Source organism: Mycobacterium sp. OAS707, from assembly GCF_014873705.1.
Taxonomy (GTDB): Bacteria; Actinomycetota; Actinomycetes; order Mycobacteriales; family Mycobacteriaceae; genus Mycobacterium.
Map to the genome: position 1 here is coordinate 397,014 of NZ_JADBDS010000002.1, position 13,923 is coordinate 410,936.

Below are 13,923 nucleotides of genomic sequence, written 5' to 3' on the forward strand. Positions count from 1 at the left end.
AACCAGCGCTACGCCCAACGGCGGTAAGGAGATTCGATGAGCGCGTCAGGTCAGCTCGGCCGCATCATTCATCACGACCCCAAGTCACGCGAGCACGCCTTCACCGCGGCCGCGGGGCGGCCGAAAAGCCATGTCCGGCATGCACTCAACGCGCCGCACGTCGACCAGTTCTTTCTGTCGGGCTGCGTCGGCTTCAGTGGTACGAACATGCTCAACACCACCGCGGGGATTCGCAGCCGTCGCAGGTTCAACGCCATCGTTCCGATCGGAAGGGCGGGCTCGAGCTACCTCGGCAACGACGACGGGATCCGCAACTACCACGAGGCCACGCTGCGTGATCCGTACCCCGGCCAGTACCCGCCCGACGACGAAGGCTCCAGCGCAATCGGATTGATGAAGTGGTGGAAAGCCGCCGGGATCATCTCGAGCTACGCCTGGACGTTCACATTCGACGCTTTCCTCGCGGCGCTGTCGCGGCAGCCGGTTCTGTGCGGAACCAATTGGTATGACGACATGATGTCCACCGGATCGGACGGCATCATCCACAGCACCGCGTCGGGCGAGAAGAGCGGCCATGAATACCTCGCCACCGAGATCATCCCGTCGAAGAAGCTGCTGGGCTTCGAGCAGAGCTGGGGCGAGCATCCGCACGGATTCGGCGACGGCGGAGGCCGTTTCTACATGTCGTATGACTTGGCGGAGGAACTCATAATTCATCAAGAAGGCGACGTCGCTGTACCGGAGCTGCTCTGAGGCCGGTGCTGCGCCGCCGTCAAGTGTCGCTTGACGGACTTGTAGTTGTCAAGTGATCATTGACACGTGCCTGATTCATTCACCGCGACGGGTCAGCAGCTTCATCGCCAACTCGGCCAAATGCTCGCCGCCCCCGTCCTGCGCGGCGACAACGATCCGCTCGAACGGGTCCGGGCAGCACACGAGGTTCAGGACCGGGCGGAGGCGTTGCTGGCCGCGGCCGTCCAGCACGCACGAGAGGCAGGCCGAACGTGGCAGGAGATCGGCGACGTGCTCGGGGTATCGCGTCAGGCCGTCTTCCAGCGTTACGGCAAACCCATCGATCCGCGAACCGGAGAAGTCATGAATACAAGCCCACTTCCTGGAGCCGACCAACTCGCGACGAGTGTCATCGATGATCTCGCTGCGGGCCGGTGGCCTGCTGTCAGCGCACGCTTCGACGCCACGATGCGCGAACGGCTCACCGACGAAGGGCTCGCCGAGGCATGGGCTCATATTGCGGGATTGGCTGGTGCCTACGAGAGCCACGGCGACACCGACGTCGTGCGCGCCGGCGACTTCACCATCACCAACACGCCATTGATGTTCGAGGCTGGTGATTTCGTCGCCCGCATCACTTTCCGTGACGATCGGACAATTGCCGGGCTGTACATTCTCAACCCCGATGTTGCCGGCGGCGCTGGTGGACCCGGCGCTAAGTGAGTCCGGGTGAGTCACTCAGTATTTCACTCGGAAGTTGCCGACCAGTTGGATCTTGTTGTTGTCGGGGTCGGTCACTGGGCAGAGTCGTACCCCTTTGTTGGCGGTGATGATTTCAGCCGCGTTGATCCCCAACTCGCGGAGTTCCCTAGCCCCGTCATCGATGTCGGACACGGCGAGGTTGAGCATTCCGTTGCCGGCACGCTGAGGATCCTCGGTGACCTGCACCCAGCCGCCGTTGGTGACCTGCCATTCGATGAGGTTTGGCATCGGATTGTTGTCAGGTTCGCGGCCGAATAGCTTTGTGTACCAGGATTTGCCGACCTCGATGTCGCTCACCGCGACGACTGCCAGCACGTAATCGACGTGAGCCATGATCAGTTCTCCTTAGCGGTTGTGGTGAACTCCGCGGCCAGGGCGTCCAGTTGCTCGGCGGTTCCGTGCTCACGCCATGCCGGTTGCTCTTGGTCGGGGAGGTAGATGCCGTGCTCGGTCAGCACGAGCAGAGTGCCGGCGTCTTCTTCTCGGAATTCGACGCTGGTGACCGAGACTGTGGACAGCCGGTCTCCGGTATGCAGGGTCGACGTCGTGAGAATCCGTTCATTGGTTGCGATCTCGGCGTAGCGCGCCTCGTAGATCAGCGGGCGGCCCTGCGGGTCGAATCCCTTGACGGTCTCGAGGCCGCCGACCGTGAAGTCTTGCGAGTGTTCTGCTCCTTGGGCCATCCATCGCTTGCGTGCCTCCGGATTTCCCCACGCTTCAAATACTTGCTCGATCGGGGCGGGGTAGCGGCGTTACAGCGTGAACGTCGAGTGCGTTACTTCCATGATCACTTTCCCTTCAGGTAGTCGTCGAGTTGATCAAGTTGCCGTTCCCATTCCGTGCGTTGACTGCTGAGCCAGCGTTCGGCGTCACGCAGCGCCTTCGGTTCGATCCGGCAACTGCGTACTCGGCCGACTTTCTCGGTGACGATGACGCCCGCGTCTTCCAGGACGTTGAGGTGCTGCATGACCGCAGGCAGGGACATCGCGAGGGGTTGGGCCAATGCCTTGACCGGCGCCGGCCGTTCGACAAGACGTTCCACGATCGCCCGACGGGTCGGGTCGGCAAGCGCATGAAAAATGCGGCCGACCTGGTCAAACCCGGATTGGTTAGGCACATGCTTAACTATTGTCGGCGATCGGAAGAAAGTCAAGCATTTACTTAACCATTCGGGCGAGGTTGGCCAACCACCCCGGCTGGCGCAATCGCGGCGGATCGTTGCATCCGGCGTGTTTGCCAGGTGCCGAGTGGGGGTACTTGGGAGCAGCGGCGAAAGCGGCAAAAGCCGACTTGTGCCAAAATCACGTCCGTGTAATTCATCCCCATTGTGGAGAACAGTTGGGGATAACCGCTGCGGTCGGTTGAGTAGCGGGCGGCAGCAGCCCGGAGCAGCGACGCCTTGCAACTGTCGGTGGGATAATTGCTGCGTGGCGCGCATGGAGAAATATGTGCCGGAGTCTGAGACCGGGACGGATGGCGTCGTACCCGGTGACCTCGATAAGGCCCTGCTTGGCGGAACGCCGCAGCGGGTGGGGCGGTTCGAATACCGGTATGACACCGACAGTTGGACCTGGTCAGACACGGTTGCCCGGATGCATGGCTACGAACCCGGCGAGGTTGTCCCGACGACCGAGCTAGTGCTGCGCCATAAGCATCCCGACGACCTCGTCAGGGTGAAGGCGTTGCTCAAACGCTCGTCGGCGCCATTCAGCAGCCGTCATCGCATCCGAACCGTCTCCGGCGAGGTCCGCAGCGTCGTAGTCGTGGGCGAGATCGTCACCGACACCAGCGGTGACGTAGTCGCCACTCGCGGGTTCTACATCGACGTCACAGAGTCGGTTGACGAGGAGTTGCAACGCGAACTCGGGGACAAGCTTGATGTGATTGTGGCCGATCGAGCCGTCATCGAGCAGGCCAAGGGCATGTTGATGGCCGTCTACAACGTGGATGCCAACGCGGCGTTCGACATTCTCCGTTGGCGGTCGCAAGAACTGAACATCAAACTGCACCACGTCGCCAGGGGAGTTGTTGAGAAAGTCCCCGCACTGCTGACTGACTCATCCCGCGGCCCGGTTGACCACTTTTTGATGACGATGAACTCCGACTGACTGATTTGAGTTTGACGCTGCAGTTGGTGGGGCAGGCTGTCCGCAGCGTCGGCGCTGTCGGTAGGTCACACCAAAGGTCCGGTGCGAGGCGTTCGGCGGGGTGACCCCTGGTTCAGCAGAGAGCCAGGCTTGTCGTCCGCCGACCTCGTTGACGATGGTTCCCGTGTTCACACTTTGTCGGCAGCAGCGCTGTTTAGGGGTTGGTCGCCCCACCCCACCAGATCGAAGAATGTGATGGGTGGAGAGCCGTTGATCAACTCGTGTAGGTGAGCAGGAAATGAGAAGGGAGGGGCCTTCATTGGGTTGGCTTGTGCATCTTGAGCGATCAGTCCGGCGATCGCGTAGCCAAGACTGTGACGTGGCCATGTTTGGTGGACCCGTGCTGCGAAGCCTGGTGGGAGTAGGTGCTTTTCCATCCCGTTGACATCCAGGCTGATGCCGAAATGTGCGACGGCTTGGTTGGGACCGAACCGGTCGGCCAATCCGACACTCGTGTGCAGAGCGATCGTTTCCCACACCGTGCGAGTTCGACCATCGGAAATCCCGCGCTCGCTGAGGAAGCGCGCCGCAACATCGGCTCCGTCGACCTCGAACCGCTGGTCGCCGCGACCGTAGTCGGTGACGCCGAGGTCATGCAGGATGCAGCCGAGGAACACCAGTTCGTCGTCATAGTCGACGTCTCTACGCAGGCCTTTAGCGGCTGCCAGTTCGCGGCCGAAAAGGTAACTGCGGACACAGTGGTTGGCGAGGAAATCGGGGGAGACGGCCGACACCAACTGCAGTGCTGCTGAACAGATTTCGGAGTCCGGGAGGTCCCAGCTGGACGGATTGCGGGGATCGCTTTGAATTGGGCCTTGCTTCAGGTTGCTCATACCGACACATTTCCGAAACGCGACCGGGTGGACTAGTGGCTAAATGGTCATCATGCGCACGATTTCGGACATACCGGGCAACTTCACCGACTCACTTAGCGTGACAGCGCAACGGGCGCCGGACCTCAGTTGTGGATGACATGGTTTCACACGATTGCGGAAACCTCGGCCCGCGTGGGTTGCTATGACGTTAATGCGGCGAGCGGCATGCGGTTTGGCTTCCGCGCGGCGGCCCGGCGCGGATCTGGTCGGGGCGGGATGACGCCGACTGCTGCTGTGGGTTGTTGAAGGGTGCGCGCCTACGGGAATTGAGCGACCGTGTCTTAATTGGGCGGAGCTAGGTCGAACGCGCGGCTCGTCCAACCGTGCGTCGGCTCGGAGACCTCGCGACCATCATCTGACAAGACAAACGTACGCACACGCCGATACCGTTGCGGCGGATCGTGAAAGGGCAACAGATCATCGCGGCGCGGGTCCGAGCTGCCGTAGGTAAGGAAGTTGGCGCGGCCCTGTGTCAGGCTCACGTCGTGGTTGGGTCCGCCGACTGTCTCGGCGTCGTCGTTGTCCGTGCCGTCGTCCTCCCACCAACAGACGTGGCATATGTCGCTGCACCCGCGCGCGTCCAGCGTCGCGTAGCCACAGCATGGGCACGCTTCGGCAGCCGGTGGCTCTCCGACGACCTCATCTACTGCGTCTACTGCGATTCCCAGTGTTCGCGCGTAGTCGCGCAGGAAGTCGTTGGTTGTGAGCCGATAGCGGGTGCGAAGCCACATCAGCAGCGCGCCGTCGTAGCGTGACGAGGAGGCCGGATGTTGCAACTCGCCCTCTTCGAGCTCTCGGCGAACGTCGTGGGACAGCGCAGACCAGGCGGAGTCCTCGCTCCAGTTCTCACCGCAGATCGTTTCGAGCTGCTCTTGGCGTTCGGCGGCGCTCAACCCGCCGAGCTCGATCTGGGCGATGTGCTCGATGATTGCATCCCTGGCGATGGTTCTCATATCTAGGCGACATCTGTTTCGGCTGATTCCCCCGGCGCGGTGGGTGTGATGTCAACTGGGCGTCCGAGGAGCTTGCCTTTGTGGAATATCGCACCGGCGCGGACCAGGGCGACCAGGTGCGGTGCGTTCACTGCACGCCACCGGGTTTGCGCAGTCTCAATCGGCTTGTAGGCCATAGCGATTCCCGCTGCACGGGCGTAACGCCGCTGCCAACATCGCCCTAGCGCCATCGCGGACGATCTCGTCAAGCAGCGACCGGCCGTCGTCAGTGTTGCCTTTGGACCGATCCACATCATGAACTACCGTATCGAGATCATCCTCGGGAAGGTGCGCCTCTTTCACATCATCCCACCCCGCGGGTCATCCACAACATCTGATCATTGCTCCGGACCTCATCGCCTAGCTCTGTCTTCGAGTTTCGAGGTCAGGCCGAAAGTCTCGACGAGTGTCAGCCAATCCGCGGCCGAGACCCAATATGCGGGTGGTTCTTGCCAATCCAGCGTTCCGACGCGCCATGCAAAGCGATCCGAACTCTCGCGCGGGACCCGCCCCCAACCCAGGCCGCGGGCAACGGGACATCCGATGCTCAGCATCTCCATATCTGGAATGCGCAGCACCAGCGCGACCCGGGGAAAGCGGCTACCCTTCTCGCCTTCTCGAAAGATCCAGTGTGCCGCTTGTGCCCTCACCTGGCCGAGCCGAGCCGAGCCGACAGAAGCACTGTTGTTGAGGTGAATCACCGAAATCGCATCTCTGCCGACGTCGACGGCAATTCTTGGGCTCGGTAGCGAGGCACTGAACCCGTACGCCGATCTTGGAATCAGCAGACACCTCGTGGGCACCTCGGGTTCAGGCGTTCGCGCATCCGGCCAATATCGCGGGCCGATCATCGCGAGAAGTGCTTCGAAATCTTCAGGCCACATCCATGCTTGGACACTGTTCGTGGGCGGGGCTTCGCGTCCTGTTCGCGCAGCCATGCGGTGATCCCGTCCGCCGAGAACAAAGCTCTGGGCGTCGCGCCACAGGTGAAGCGCGGTACCCGCCCTCATGCCGCTCCAGAAATCCCATGGGCCCAGCTGCGCATCGCCGAATGAGAGAACTTTTCCGCGATTGGGAGTGATGGTCAGTTGGTCCCCGGTCACCGAAATGACAATGTTCCGGCGAGGCGCTCGCCCGACGAGGTCGGGGAAGCCGAAATAGAGCACACACCCGCCGACCGCCCAGATGCCGATGGAGATTGCCAAGCTCGCATTCGCGTAGGTGTGGGGGACCACGGCATGCACAGCGACCGGCAACAACATCGACACCGCCCACATCCCGAAAACGAAAGCCACCATACGCCCGGAGCCCGCCGGGGCAGCGAATGCCAGGAACCGGGCGGACGTAGGCGCGACGTCGGGGCTAGCGGATGGCAGATCTGTACCGCGCCGCCCGTCAGCAAGCTGATGCTCGAGGTCGGCGATGCGTTTCTCGGAGTCGTCCGCGTCCATCAAAAAACGGTCCCCTCAACTCGTCCGCCCTGAACAAAATGGTGCTGGCCACGCATCGAGGGCGATCTAACCAACGCGCCAATCATGAAGATTCCCATGCAAATAACGCCAAGCGATGCCACGGCCGCGGTAATCCTTAACAAGGGCGAGGCATCAGGGCCCCTTGAGTTCGACGATGCGGTGGTTGCCGTCGTCGACGACATACACCTCGCCCGCTTCGGTCACCGCGACGCTGATCGGATGGCTCAGCCCGTCGAACGGCAGCACGGCGGGTTTGTCTGCGCCAGCCGACAGTCTCATTACTTGATTGCGTTGTCCGTCAACCACATACACATCGCCAGCGCTATCGACCGCGATATCGCTCACGCTCTGAAGGTCTGTGAAGGGTAGTTCCGTCGGACTGGTCGCCCCTATGGGCAACGCCAGCACGCGTTTGCGGTTGTTGTCACCCACATACAGCGTGCCCGCACTGTCGGTCGCCATGCCCCCGAGGCCGTCGATATCCTGAAATGGCAGTACGTGAGGCTGGGTCGACCCTGGTGCGTCCTTCACCACGTGAACGGGAATACAGCAGCCGCCGCCCGGCACCTCGCCACCGCCGATGACGCCGTATACATTCCCTGCGTCGTCCAGTGCCAGAATGTCGCCCCGAATACCGATATCGGGCATCGGCAGCACGGTCTGCTGGTCCGAAACGGGCGCCAACTTCACCAGACGACCGTGCAGCGGCCCGTCGCCGTTGACCCATACCGCGCCGGAGGGCCCAGCGAGCAGAGTGCTGCGCGTAAACGGCAGTGTCTTTTGGGTTTTCGATGCGGCCTCCCACTTGATCAGCCGGTTGCTCGTCGAGCCTTCGCCCGGCGAGATGTCGGTGACGTACACATTGCCCGCCGAGTCCACCACGACTTTGTCGGGCCGTTCCAGGCCCGTGAACGGGATCACGCTCTGCGCGGGTGCGGGATCGGGCGCAGGTGTGGGTGCCGAGGCGGACGCGGGTGTAGACGACACCGTCGACGGGGCGCTGCACGCTGTCGCGCCCAGAGTCCCAACGACGAACACCAAGACCGCCGTGATCACGCGGTGCATCAGCTTGTCGCCAACTTCACGACCTGACCGAAGCCGCTGTTGTCGACGACGTACACGTTGCCGGCGCCATCAACTGCCACATCTTCGGGTCCGTAGAGGACGGTGGACGGCACCGCGCTCTGGTCGTTCGATCCGGCCGCGACCTTCACCACTTGACTGTTCTTGCCGTCGATCACGTAGACGTCGCCTGCGGTGTCCACCGCGATACCGTCGGGGTATTCGAGGCCGGTCAACGGCAGGACAGTCTGAACGGTCGATCCAGCCGCCAACTTCACCACCCGATTGTTCGGGCCGTCGTTGACATAGACGCTGCCTGTGCTGTCCACCGCCACGGCGTTGGCCGACGTGGTACCGGTGAAGGGCACAGTCTGGTCGTTCGACCCAGCCGCCAACTTCACCACCTGGGTATCGCCGCCCCTGCTGTTGTTGGCGACGTACACGTTGCCGGCGGTATCGACCGCCACATCCTGAACGTGACTGAGGCCGGTGAACGGCAGCACCGTCTGCTCGTTCGATCCGACCGCCAACTTCACGACACGGCTGTCGGGGACGTTGAACTCGGTAGCGGCGGTGACATAGTCGGTGATGTAGACGTTCCCACCGGAGTCCACCGCAACAGCACCTGGGCTGTGCAGGCCGGTGAACGGCAGCACCGTCTGCTCGTTCGACCCGGCCGCCAGCTTCAGCACCCGGTCATTCCCGGTGTCGGTGAGATACACGTTGCCGGCCGCGTCCACTGCCACGCTGGTCGGATAGGTGAGGCCGGTGAACGGCAACACAGTTTGTCGGGCCGCAGGCGCATTCGAAGGAGTCGTTGCCTGCTTCGATACGGTAAAGGGCAGGTCCGCCTTGCCGATCTGAACAAGGTCATCGGGCACTACTGCGGTCGCCTGCACAGCGCCCTTGCCGTCGGTCATCGAAACGTCGAGCGCAACGCGGTATTTCAGCTTCACTTGCTTGCCCTTGGCCAGCGGCTGCATGTCGGTGAAGCCGCCGAGGTAGTCCGCGCCGGTGGTGATGACCGGATGCTCCAACGGGATCCAGCGCCCGGTGGCCGGGTCGTAGCGGTCGGCCGTGCCCTTGGGGAGCCCGCTTGGGTAGATCGCGCAGCTGCACTGCGTCAGCACGAAAACGACGCCGACCTTCGGGTAGTCCACCGGCGAGTTGTTGCACAACGTCACCTCGACCTCGGCCGGTTGGTCGCCGGGCTTGATGGTGCCCGACGGAATGCCGCTCAGCGATACAGGGATTCGGGCGTCCGGCGACACCGGGCGGTATTTCTCGGCGGTCGGCACCGGCTGCGTCTTCTGGTTGACCGTGCACTCACCGCCTCGCGCGGCTGAAGATGTGGTCGGGATGCTCGATGCTGCCTGTTCGTGACTCGTCGAGCATCCCGCGAGGGCAACGATCGCTGCGAGAGCAACGCTTAGCGCGAGCCGCGAACGGCCACTACTCATGGCCGCCTCGTTCACCGAGCAAGCCCGTGCCGGCGTTGACACCGACACTGCCGGCTGCGCAATGGCATCGAACATGCTGAGACGTCGACAATCGCCGCGCCCACAGCAGCGGTCACTCTGTTGTTCATGTACTTACTGTGCCCGACCGAGCCCGCCGCGGCCTATGGGGCGTTTGCCGCATATTTGCCTTGAGGTGCGGCCCGGTATTAGTCGCCCGAGCAAAACGATCCGAAGACGGCAGATAGCCAACCGTGTTCCTGGCGACGGCGGCCGGGCTGAGGTGTAATCAGCTGGGCCGAGCGGCCTGAATATCGGCGGCGGTCACGGAATGGCCTTTTCCGCAACGTATCTCGACGTCGATCGGCGCGCCGCACTCCTTGTGCGACAGCCTCACCCTGCCGCCGTCGGCACGCACCCACCTGTCACCCCAGCGCATCAAGGCGAGCAACGCCGGAAGGAAATCCTCGCCCTTGTCAGTGAGGTGGTAATCCTCTCTGCGGCGTTGACCGGGTTCGTGGTACGCCCGCTTCTCTAGAAGGCCCTCGTCCACGAGTTCCCGCAACCGCATGGCGGTGATCTTCTCGCTGAGCTTCGCCCGGCGCGAGAACTCCTCGAACCGGTGTGCCCCGTAGAACGCCTCCCGCAGTAACAACAGGCTGGCTCTGCGGCCGACGACATCGAGTGCCGCCGCCATGGAGCAGTCGTCCGCCTGCCAGGAGTCGCGGTCGCTGAGTCCGCCGGTGAGCGTCAAAGAGGTCATGTCGTCCATGCTGACATGCTGGCTTGCCTTAAGTAAAGTCAGCGGTCTAGTATCTGACTAGACAAAAGTATAGTCAGATGTGAGGAAATCGCGTGACCATTGAATTGCCGACGGACATCAACGGCGTTGATGCGCGTGACACCGAAGGGGAGGGCGGCGCCGCGGAGCGGGCCGCGTACCTGTTCGAGAACGACGCACAATTTCGTGCAGCCAGTCCACTTCGCGATGTGCTCGACGCGGCGCGGGAACCCGGTCTGCGACTGTCGCAGGTATTACAAACACTGGCCGAGGGCTATTCGGACCGTCCAGCGCTGGGCAGCCGGGTGGTCGAGACAATTCGGGACGACGCAACCGGCCGTACTGCCACGCGTCTTCTGCCGGCATTCGACACCATGTCCTATGGCGAGCTCTGGTCCAGAGTGCGGGCCGTCGCGAGCGCATGGCACCACGATTCGCAGGCTCCGATCGAGGCCGGTGATTTCGTCGCGACGATAGGCTTCTCCAGTGCCGACTACTTGACCATCGATCTGGTGTGCGGCTACCTCGGTCTGGTCGCAGTTCCGTTGCAACACAACACGTCCGCCTCGCGGTTGGTGCCCATCCTCGAAGAGACCACTCCGCGCGTTTTGGCAGTCAGCGCCGCCTATCTCGATTTGGCGGTGGAAGCAGTGCTGGGTGGCAAGTGGCTGTCACGGCTGGTCGTATTCGATTACCGGCCCGTCGATGACAATCACCGCGATCGCCTGAGGCAGGCTCGCGAAACTCTCGCTGGCGCAGGCATGGACGTCATCATCGAAACACTGCCCGACATCATCGCGCGCGGCGCTCAAGGCCCTGAAGCTCCGCTATACACCGGCGGACCCGACGACCGGCTCGCGATGATCCTGTACACCTCCGGCAGCACGGGCGCGCCCAAGGGAGCGATGTGGACCGAGCGGATGGTCGCAACACTCTGGACGATTCCCCTGAAATCCACCGAGTCGGTGGTCATCAATCTCAACTTCATGCCGCTGAACCACATGGGTGGGCGACTACCGCTGTCCGCGTCTTTCCAGACGGGCGGCACCAGCTACTTCGTCGCCGAAAGCGACCTGTCGACACTGTTCGAAGACTGGGCGCTGGTGCGTCCCACCGACCTCGGTCTCGTTCCTCGTGTTGTGGACATGCTCTACCAGCGTTATCAGCAGATCGTGGACGGGCTATCGGCTGATGGCTTCGATCGCGACACCGCCGACCAGGCGGCCAAGACCGAGATCCGCGAAACACTGCTCGGCGGAAGGGTTCTCGGCGGCTTTGTCAGCACCGCGCCGCTGGCCGCCGAGATGCGTGCGTTTCTGGAATCGTGCCTGCGGGCCGACATTGTCGATGCCTACGGTCTCACTGAGGTCGGCGCGGTGACCACCGATGGTCACGTCGTGCGGCCCCTTGTGCTGGACTACAAGTTGATCGATGTCCCCGAGCTGGGGTACTTCAGCACCGACCAACCCCATCCCCGCGGGGAACTTCTGGTCAAGAGCGCGGCTGCGATGCCCGGTTACTACAAACGCCCGGAGATCACTGCCGAGGTGTTCGACGCTGACGGCTATTACCGCACCGGCGATATCGTGGCCGAACTCGCACCCGATCGCCTGGCATATGTCGACCGCCGCAATAACGTCATCAAGCTCTCCCAAGGCGAATTCGTCGCGGTGGCCAACCTCGAAGCGGAGTTCGCGCGCACCCCGTTGATCCGGCAGATCTACGTCTACGGCAACAGTGAGCGCCCCTCACTGCTGGCGGTCGTCGTGCCCACCGAGGATGTGTTGGCAGCCCACAACGGCGCGGACGACGAGCTCAGGGCCGCAGTGCGCGCGGCGTTGTCGCAGACGGCGCGCGACGCCGACCTGCAACCCTATGAACTCCCGATCGACTTCCTGATCGAAACGAAACCGTTCAGCGCCGCGAACGGGCTGCTGTCGGGGGTGGGAAAGCTATTGCGCCCCAAGCTCAAAGAACGCTACGGAGCCGAGTTGGAAGCGCTCTACGACCGCGTCGATGCCGCGCGTGCCGATGAAGTGCGTGCTCTTAGAGACGCCGCGCAACACCAGCCGGTGGTCGATACCGTCATCCAGGCTGCGGCGGCCCTGCTCAGCGTTCCCACGACCGCGGTCACCCGCGATGACCACTTCATCGACCTCGGTGGTGATTCCCTTTCGGCGCTGACCTTTTCGAACCTGCTGCAGGAACTGTTCGGCATCGAAATGCCGGTGGGAACACTTGCCGGACCGACCACCAAGATCGGTGACATTGCGGCTTACCTTGAGCAGCAGGCGGGGGATGGGCCCGCCAGCCCGACCGCGGCAAGCGTGCATGACTCCGAGGCGGAAATCCGGGCAACTGATCTGAAACTGGACAAGTTCCTGCCCGAGCATCTCCTCGCCGAGGCGCGGGCGCTCCCACTACCTGACGATGCCGAACCCCAGACTGTGTTGTTGACCGGTGCCAACGGGTATCTGGGACGATTCCTGGCCTTGGAGTGGCTTCAGCGTCTTTCCGAGACCGGCGGAACGTTGATCTGCCTGCTTCGCGGTGCCGACGACGCATCCGCGCGGGCGCGCCTGGAGCAGATTTTCGACGATGGTGATGCTGAACTGAGTGCGCGCTTCCGCGCCTTGGCAGCTGAGCATCTCGAGGTCATCGCGGGCGATATCAGCTGGCCACAGCTCGGGTTGGGTACGCAAACATGGGAGGCTCTGGCCCAGCGTGTGGATCTCATCGTGCATCCCGCCGCTCTGGTGAATCACGTGCTGCCATATCGACAGTTGTTCGGCCCCAACGTTGTCGGAACCGCCGAGGTCATCGCGCTCGCGCTCAGCTCGCGCTTGAAACCGATCAACTACCTGTCCACAGTCTCGGTCGCGATGACCGTCGAGCCCGGACGCTTCGAGGAGGACGGTGACATTCGTGCCGTCAGCCCGATACGTTCAATCGACGACTCGTACGCCAACGGGTACGGCAACAGCAAGTGGGCAGGGGAGGTGCTGTTGCGGGAGGCTCACGACCTGTGCGGCCTTCCGGTCTCGGTGTTCCGGTCCGGGATGATCCTGGCTGACCGCCGGTACGACGGCCAACTCAACGTCTCCGATATGTTCACCCGGCTGATCTACAGTCTTGTCGTTACCGGGTTGGCCCCCGAATCCTTCTATCAGAGAACCGATTCAGGAGAGCGGCCCCGCTCGCACTATGACGGATTGCCTGTCGATTTCGTCGCCGAGTCGATCACGACGCTGGGTGCCGGTGCACGTCGCGGATTCCGTTCCTACGACGTGATGAACCCCCACGACGACGGCATCTCTCTGGATGTGTTCGTGGACTGGTTGATCGAGTCAGGGCATTCGATCAATCGGGTCGATGACTACGGAGATTGGCTCAACCGGTTCGGCACCGCGCTGCGATCGCTTCCCGACGCGCAGCGCCAGCACTCGGTGCTCCCGTTGCTGACAGCGTACAGCCGACCGGAGCACCCGTTGCTCGGCTCGCTGGCCCCAGCCGAGTCGTTCCGGAAAGCTGTGCAACAGAACAAGATCGGCGCAGAGCACGACATTCCGCACCTGTCCCGGCAACTGATCGCGAAGTACGTATCAGGCCTGCGCGGCCAGGGCCTGCTCCCGAACTGACTCGC

The 13,923-nt window shown here is 62.7% G+C and carries 12 protein-coding genes and 2 pseudogenes; 4 read left to right on the forward strand and 10 right to left on the reverse strand.

Annotation, left to right across the window (positions count from 1 at the left end):
* Positions 1-36: 36 nt before the first annotated feature.
* On the forward strand, positions 37-753 hold the full coding sequence (locus GGC64_RS12705) for a hypothetical protein (protein ID WP_192722871.1): 717 nt from the start codon (positions 37-39) through the stop codon (positions 751-753).
* Positions 754-819: 66 nt separating this feature from the next.
* On the forward strand, positions 820-1,455 hold the full coding sequence (locus GGC64_RS12710; protein ID WP_370582078.1) for a DUF3887 domain-containing protein: 636 nt from the start codon (positions 820-822) through the stop codon (positions 1,453-1,455).
* Between the two features lie 15 nt (positions 1,456-1,470).
* Here the strand turns inward: GGC64_RS12710 and GGC64_RS12715 are convergent, their stop codons facing one another.
* Genes GGC64_RS12715 through GGC64_RS12725 form a run of 3 tightly spaced genes read right to left on the reverse strand, consistent with a single transcriptional unit; the run spans position 1,471 to position 2,611 of the window.
* Entirely contained in the window at positions 1,471-1,827 is a 357-nt protein-coding gene (locus tag GGC64_RS12715) for a VOC family protein (RefSeq protein ID WP_192722872.1), read from the reverse strand.
* A 2-nt stretch (positions 1,828-1,829) separates the two neighbouring features.
* Positions 1,830-2,228, reverse strand: coding sequence for an SRPBCC domain-containing protein (locus GGC64_RS12720; RefSeq protein ID WP_370582163.1), 399 nt, complete (start codon positions 2,226-2,228; stop codon positions 1,830-1,832).
* A 53-nt stretch (positions 2,229-2,281) separates the two neighbouring features.
* Positions 2,282-2,611: a metalloregulator ArsR/SmtB family transcription factor gene (locus GGC64_RS12725; protein ID WP_192722873.1), complete on the reverse strand. Its 330-nt coding sequence runs from the start codon at positions 2,609-2,611 to the stop codon at positions 2,282-2,284.
* A gap of 319 nt (positions 2,612-2,930) precedes the next feature.
* Between GGC64_RS12725 and GGC64_RS12730 the strand changes: the two genes are divergently transcribed.
* Positions 2,931-3,602 carry a PAS and ANTAR domain-containing protein gene (locus tag GGC64_RS12730; RefSeq protein WP_225951856.1) on the forward strand — a complete coding sequence of 224 codons (672 nt, stop codon included), beginning with the start codon at positions 2,931-2,933 and terminating at the stop codon, positions 3,600-3,602.
* A 167-nt stretch (positions 3,603-3,769) separates the two neighbouring features.
* Here the strand turns inward: GGC64_RS12730 and GGC64_RS12735 are convergent, their stop codons facing one another.
* The 7 genes and pseudogenes from GGC64_RS12735 to GGC64_RS12765 form a co-directional block, all read right to left on the reverse strand.
* Positions 3,770-4,474, reverse strand: coding sequence for an HD domain-containing protein (locus tag GGC64_RS12735; protein ID WP_192722875.1), 705 nt, complete (start codon positions 4,472-4,474; stop codon positions 3,770-3,772).
* 323 nt (positions 4,475-4,797) lie between these two features.
* On the reverse strand, positions 4,798-5,469 hold the full coding sequence (locus GGC64_RS12740) for a CPCC family cysteine-rich protein (RefSeq protein WP_225951723.1): 672 nt from the start codon (positions 5,467-5,469) through the stop codon (positions 4,798-4,800).
* Positions 5,470-5,471: 2 nt separating this feature from the next.
* Positions 5,472-5,666: pseudogene (locus GGC64_RS12745) on the reverse strand (IS256 family transposase); the annotation flags it as partial.
* Positions 5,667-5,861: 195 nt separating this feature from the next.
* Complete coding sequence (locus GGC64_RS12750) at positions 5,862-6,959, reverse strand: hypothetical protein (protein WP_192722876.1); 1,098 nt, start codon at positions 6,957-6,959, stop codon at positions 5,862-5,864.
* A gap of 153 nt (positions 6,960-7,112) precedes the next feature.
* Entirely contained in the window at positions 7,113-8,036 is a 924-nt protein-coding gene (locus GGC64_RS35285; RefSeq protein ID WP_192722877.1) for a hypothetical protein, read from the reverse strand.
* Between the two features lie 8 nt (positions 8,037-8,044).
* Positions 8,045-8,854, reverse strand: a pseudogene (locus GGC64_RS35290) (NHL repeat-containing protein); the annotation flags it as partial.
* Between the two features lie 934 nt (positions 8,855-9,788).
* A complete protein-coding gene (locus GGC64_RS12765; protein ID WP_192722879.1) occupies positions 9,789-10,262 on the reverse strand; it encodes a helix-turn-helix domain-containing protein in 474 nt (157 codons plus the stop codon).
* A gap of 116 nt (positions 10,263-10,378) precedes the next feature.
* Here GGC64_RS12765 and car point away from each other — a divergent pair, with 116 nt between their 5' ends.
* A complete protein-coding gene (gene car, locus GGC64_RS12770) occupies positions 10,379-13,918 on the forward strand; it encodes a carboxylic acid reductase (RefSeq protein WP_370582164.1) in 3,540 nt (1,179 codons plus the stop codon).
* The last annotated feature ends 5 nt before the right edge of the window (positions 13,919-13,923 follow it).

Coding starts and splice junctions, on each gene's coding strand:
- GGC64_RS12715 (WP_192722872.1), bottom strand. CDS start 1,827: ATGGCTCACGTCGATTACGTGCTGGCAGTCGTCGCGGTGAGCGACATC.
- GGC64_RS12735 (WP_192722875.1), bottom strand. CDS start 4,474: ATGAGCAACCTGAAGCAAGGCCCAATTCAAAGCGATCCCCGCAATCCG.
- GGC64_RS12730 (WP_225951856.1), top strand. CDS start 2,931: ATGGAGAAATATGTGCCGGAGTCTGAGACCGGGACGGATGGCGTCGTA.
- GGC64_RS12765 (WP_192722879.1), bottom strand. CDS start 10,262: ATGACCTCTTTGACGCTCACCGGCGGACTCAGCGACCGCGACTCCTGG.
- GGC64_RS12750 (WP_192722876.1), bottom strand. CDS start 6,959: ATGGACGCGGACGACTCCGAGAAACGCATCGCCGACCTCGAGCATCAG.
- GGC64_RS12705 (WP_192722871.1), top strand. CDS start 37: ATGAGCGCGTCAGGTCAGCTCGGCCGCATCATTCATCACGACCCCAAG.
- GGC64_RS12740 (WP_225951723.1), bottom strand. CDS start 5,469: ATGAGAACCATCGCCAGGGATGCAATCATCGAGCACATCGCCCAGATC.